This window comes from Acinetobacter sp. V2 (assembly GCF_001188385.1).
GTDB lineage: Bacteria > Pseudomonadota > Gammaproteobacteria > Pseudomonadales > Moraxellaceae > Acinetobacter > Acinetobacter oleivorans.
This window is the reverse complement of the sequence record NZ_JZFB01000001.1, coordinates 29429-33985: the sequence shown is the minus strand read 5'-3', so window position 1 is coordinate 33985 and position 4557 is coordinate 29429. Positions and strand designations below refer to the sequence as shown.

The following is a 4557-nucleotide window of genomic DNA, read 5'->3' as shown; positions in this document are numbered from 1 at the left end:
CCAGCAAGGCCAAGCCGTTAATATTGATAAAATCGCCCCAGATATTATTGCCAGCTATACATGGCTTTATCACCACTATAGCGGTCTGAAAGGTAAGCAAAGTCTCGATCAAATTAAACAAGATCCGCATTATCTCGATTTCATTACTAAAATGAGATACCTATATGCGGCAATTGGAGACACCTTTGATCATGAAGTTGCATATCCATGGGTCACTTATTTATTTACTGGGCTTACCGAACAAGAAGTCCGTAATTTGGTGAAAGCAACAGTGGCTTGGCAAATGCAGCAACCGATTGGACCAGTAACATGGACCTCTCCCGCAGCACTTTCGGGCCAAGCAGGTGTTGTGAAAACCACTTGGGAAAATGGTTTAAGACCATACCGTGAAATGCAAAATCTATTTAAGGCCTTTCAAGACAATGGCATTGATGTCTATGTCTGCTCGGCATCTTTTATTGATGTGATTAAGGAAATTATTTCTAATCCAGAGATCGGCTATAACATTAATGAAAAAAATGCCTACGCCATGGAGCTAGAACGAGACGCACAAAATCGAATTTTACCCGAGTTTCGTCATGGCTATGCGCAAACTCAAGGTAAAGGCAAAACCGCAACCATCCAGCGCTTTTTAGTCTCTAAATATGGTTATGGGCCAATTTTTATCGCAGGTGACAGTGAAGGCGATCAAAATATGATGCAAGATTTTGCGGCGACTCAGAAGGTTCTAATTATTAATCGATTGCGTAGTCCGAGTTCTGATATTGGGAAATTTTCTCAGCAGGCTGTGCAGGGCTATGGTCAAGCCAATACTAAGTTCTTACTACAGGGCCGCGATGCCAATACAGGTCAATTTAGACCCTCAATGGCTAGTTTAAGTTATGGCGCACAAACGGAAAAAACTACAAAAAATTAATATTTCACTTATTTTCTCATGCCTACAATACATGTTGTATGCATGAGAAGCCGCTTAATTTCTTGTTTTAGTTCTGCCCTGTTTGCCTATCTCTAATGCATTTTCTGCCTTCTTTTAGTTCGCTACCCAACCTTAAATACAACTCTTGATCTCTTCTTAAAGAATCAAGTCTGAAACTTAAAACGGCAACACATAAGTCATTATTTTATAAAAACTTTTAACAACACAAAATCAAGGACGCAAGCAAAAACTGGTATGGCTTTTGCTTAATATAAGAATAGTAGGAATAAATATCATGAGACTTGACATGTTACATCTCAACCCAACTCATCTTGTCGACTCAAATATGTGTAATCAAGGTGTATTGTCTGCAGCTGCCTCTGGATTAAGCGAGTTTATTCGTCAAAAAGGTGCAGATGTTGATCGCGTTTTAGGTATTAGTGGTATTAATCCTGAACTTCTAATCAGCCCAACGTTGAGCTTACAACTGCCCAATTATTGCAAGGTGCTAGAACAGGCAGCACTGGTTTCAGGTTGTGATAATTTTGGCCTGCATTATGGTCAACAGTTTCAACCGAAATCATTAGGGCTCATTGGGTACATTGGTCTTTGTTCAAATACTTTAGAGTCTGCACTCATGAACATGACCAATAATTTTTATTTGCATCAGAAAGATACCCTTAATCGAATGGTCGATTTAGGAGATAGCTGGCGCATAGATTATCAGGTTCAACACGGCGCGATTTTAACTCGCCGCCAAGATGCAGAACTGACCATGGGCATGTTTATGAATGTGATCCGTGAAGTGATGGGTCCTCATTATTCACCACGCGCAATTCACTTTGAGCATACTCGACCTGAATTTTGGCAAGAACACAGCAAACTATTTAACGCCCCTGTTTATTTTGATCAACCTTTTAACTCCATCATCATTTCAAAAAAAGACGTCCAGCATACTATGCCAGGACGCGATTCTATTTTATTAACAGTGATTTTAGATACGCTGCTATTACTCAATCGCTCTTCTCAAAGCCAAAGTCTTGCAGATCAGGTTCGCTCTCACATCCAACTTGAACTGAGTGAAGGTGAACCAAACCTTGAAAAAATCGCGCATGATATTGGTTTAACAAGTTGCACCCTTACCCGCCGTTTAAAAAATGAAGGACTCACCTTTACCCATTTAGTCGATCAGGTTCGTTGTGAATTGGCCGAACATTATATTAAGCAGAAAAATATTCCAATTTCAGAAATGGCATTCTTGTTAGGTTACTCAGAAGTAAGTGCTTTATCGCGTGCATTTAAACGCTGGTTTGGTGTTACACCACGTCAATTAAGACACTAAAACATTGCAAATACAGGCCTTGAGTAAAGGCCTTTTTATTATTTAAGTAATCGAGATAAATTCTAAAGACACATAAGATAATTGAACAACAAAATACCCCTCAAATTAGATTTAACATCCAACTTGAAGGGTATTTTTATATTTAAAGTGACTTACTTTAATTTTGTTAAGGCTTGATCCAAAGCACCAACTAACCAATCGATATCTTTTATTTGGAAAGCCAAAGGTGGGCGCAGTTTCAATACGTTGCCATAAGGACCTGCAACTGAGGTTAAAACTCGATGAGTATTTCTGAGCTCTTCAATAAGGTTCAAAGCCAATGCTTTATTCGGCTCTTTTGTGGCTCTATCTTTAACTAGTTCAAACCCGATAAACAGACCAGCGCCACGAACATCACCGACCATCTCATGTTTATCCATAAGCTTCGTGAGTTCTTTTAGAAGTAGCCCTCCCACATATTTACTATGGGTTTGCAATTCTTCTTCCTGAATGACTTTAAGTACAGCCTGTGCCGCTGCCATAGAAACAGGATTACCACCAAAGGTATTAAAATATGGAATTTTATCGCTAAAAGCAGCAAGGACTTCACTCTTAGCTAAAAGCCCTGACACTGGCACCCCGTTACCCATTGGTTTACCTGTGGTAATGATATCAGGCACCACATTGTGGCGACCAAAGCCCCAGAAAGAATCGCCAGTGCGTGCGAAACCCGGTTGTACTTCATCAGCAATAAAGATCCCTCCATTGGCATGCACAACATCAACCGCTTTTTGTAAGAACCCAACAGGATTAGGCATCACACCGTCAGAAGAAAATATTGAGTCCGCTAAAAAACCTGCAAACTTAATGCCTTTTGCATTCATATCATCAATTTGTTGTTGGATCTGCTGCGCGAACCATTCGCCTAAATCATCAGTTTGAATTCGATAATAATCAGGTGCTGGAACTAAACGAGTTGTAGCATCTAAAGGCTGCTCAGTTCCAAGCGCTGGAGAGCATCCTGAGGTTAAGCTACTGGTCCCATGATACGACTCTTGAGACACAATGATTCCTGTACCGCCGCTATATTCACGTGCAATACGAATCGCTAAATCATTCGCTTCTGAGCCGGTACACATATACATGGCACGGTCAATTTCATCAGGAGTGGTTTGTAAAAGTTCTTCGGTATAATCCAAAATATTTTCATGTAAATAACGGGTATGGGTATTGAGCATTTTCATTTGCTCATTTACCGCTTCAATCACCGCAGGATGACAATGACCAATACTGGCAACATTGTTGTAAACATCTAGATATTGATGACCTGCTGCATCCCATAAATATTGCCCCTGTCCTTTCACCAGATGCACGGGATTACGATAAAACAAGCGATAGGATTCACCTAAAATTTTATTTCTTTTATCGGTCAGTTTGCGGGTAGCATGGTCCAGCTCAGCAGCATGTTCTGGACGAAAGCTATTGGTATCCATAATGGTTGAACGCGTACCCATGAATGACTCCTCTATTTATATTCAGCATACTTTTGTGCGAGACGATAACTGACGTAGGCAACTCATACGCTGATTCGAAATATTTCAGTATTTGATTGAAGTTACGCAAACCATATTGCTTAAGTCTCTTTAAAAAAACTTGACCTCAGACCACTTAAGCCACGATTTGAAGTCAACTCTCAAAGTTCATCCAATCGCTATTTTAAAATTAGGGCTTATGCCTTCCCACAAATAAGCCGAAACGTCTAAAGAAAGACATTAGAAATCATATTCCAGTGGCTTTCTCTGTTGTCTGCTCCATCTGAGCTTAAATGCTGAATAATTGCGCCTTCAATCATATATAAAAATAGTTTTGCGTCCTGAAAAGTCGCATCGGTTTTTAGTTTTATAAGCTGACTATAGATTTCATTGATTAGCCAAGTTCTATATTTAATTGCGACTTGATAGGCTTTTGCATAAGTCAGTTTTATCTCAAAAATGGCTTTAAATAGTAAGTAGTAAAGCCCGTCTAAGTCGGTATGTAAAAGATAAAGTTCCTTGAGTTTATCCCTAGCACTTGCGTCTTTGCCGTACTCAGCAATTGAAACCACTTTTTCTTTTAATCGTTCCTTTTGTACGATTAGACAGATTTCAATAAACCGCTCTTTCGAGTGAAAGTAATTATAAAAAGTCGCTTTTGGAATTCCGCACTCTTTCACAATTCTGTCGACCCCAACCGTATGAAACCCAAAATGGTGAAACAAATGAATCGACTTATTTACGACTTGCATGGCACGTGCAGGGAGAACTAATTTTGGCATCGTTTC

4 protein-coding genes are annotated in these 4557 nt (G+C 39.7%); 2 read left to right on the top strand and 2 right to left on the bottom strand.

What is annotated here, in order from left to right; all coding sequences use genetic code 11:
• A partial coding sequence (locus tag UC75_RS00150) for a haloacid dehalogenase-like hydrolase (protein ID WP_228136963.1) occupies positions 1-916 on the top strand: 916 nt, incomplete at its 5' end.
• 307 nt (positions 917-1223) lie between these two features.
• Positions 1224-2258, top strand: coding sequence for an AraC family transcriptional regulator (locus tag UC75_RS00145; protein ID WP_049837318.1), 1035 nt, complete (start codon positions 1224-1226; stop codon positions 2256-2258).
• 152 nt (positions 2259-2410) lie between these two features.
• Here the strand turns inward: UC75_RS00145 and UC75_RS00140 are convergent, their stop codons facing one another.
• Positions 2411-3751: an aspartate aminotransferase family protein gene (locus UC75_RS00140; RefSeq protein ID WP_049836282.1), complete on the bottom strand. Its 1341-nt coding sequence runs from the start codon at positions 3749-3751 to the stop codon at positions 2411-2413.
• Positions 3752-3996: 245 nt separating this feature from the next.
• Positions 3997-4551, bottom strand: a complete 555-nt coding sequence (locus UC75_RS00135; protein ID WP_049836281.1) for a TetR/AcrR family transcriptional regulator — start codon at positions 4549-4551, stop codon at positions 3997-3999.
• Positions 4552-4557: the final 6 nt, after the last annotated feature.

What these genes read in the sequence shown, in the direction of transcription:
- UC75_RS00145 (WP_049837318.1), top strand. Translation starts at nt 1,224, where the DNA reads ATGTTACATCTCAACCCAACTCATCTTGTCGACTCAAATATGTGTAAT.
- UC75_RS00140 (WP_049836282.1), bottom strand. Translation starts at nt 3,751, where the DNA reads ATGGGTACGCGTTCAACCATTATGGATACCAATAGCTTTCGTCCAGAA.
- UC75_RS00135 (WP_049836281.1), bottom strand. Translation starts at nt 4,551, where the DNA reads ATGCCAAAATTAGTTCTCCCTGCACGTGCCATGCAAGTCGTAAATAAG.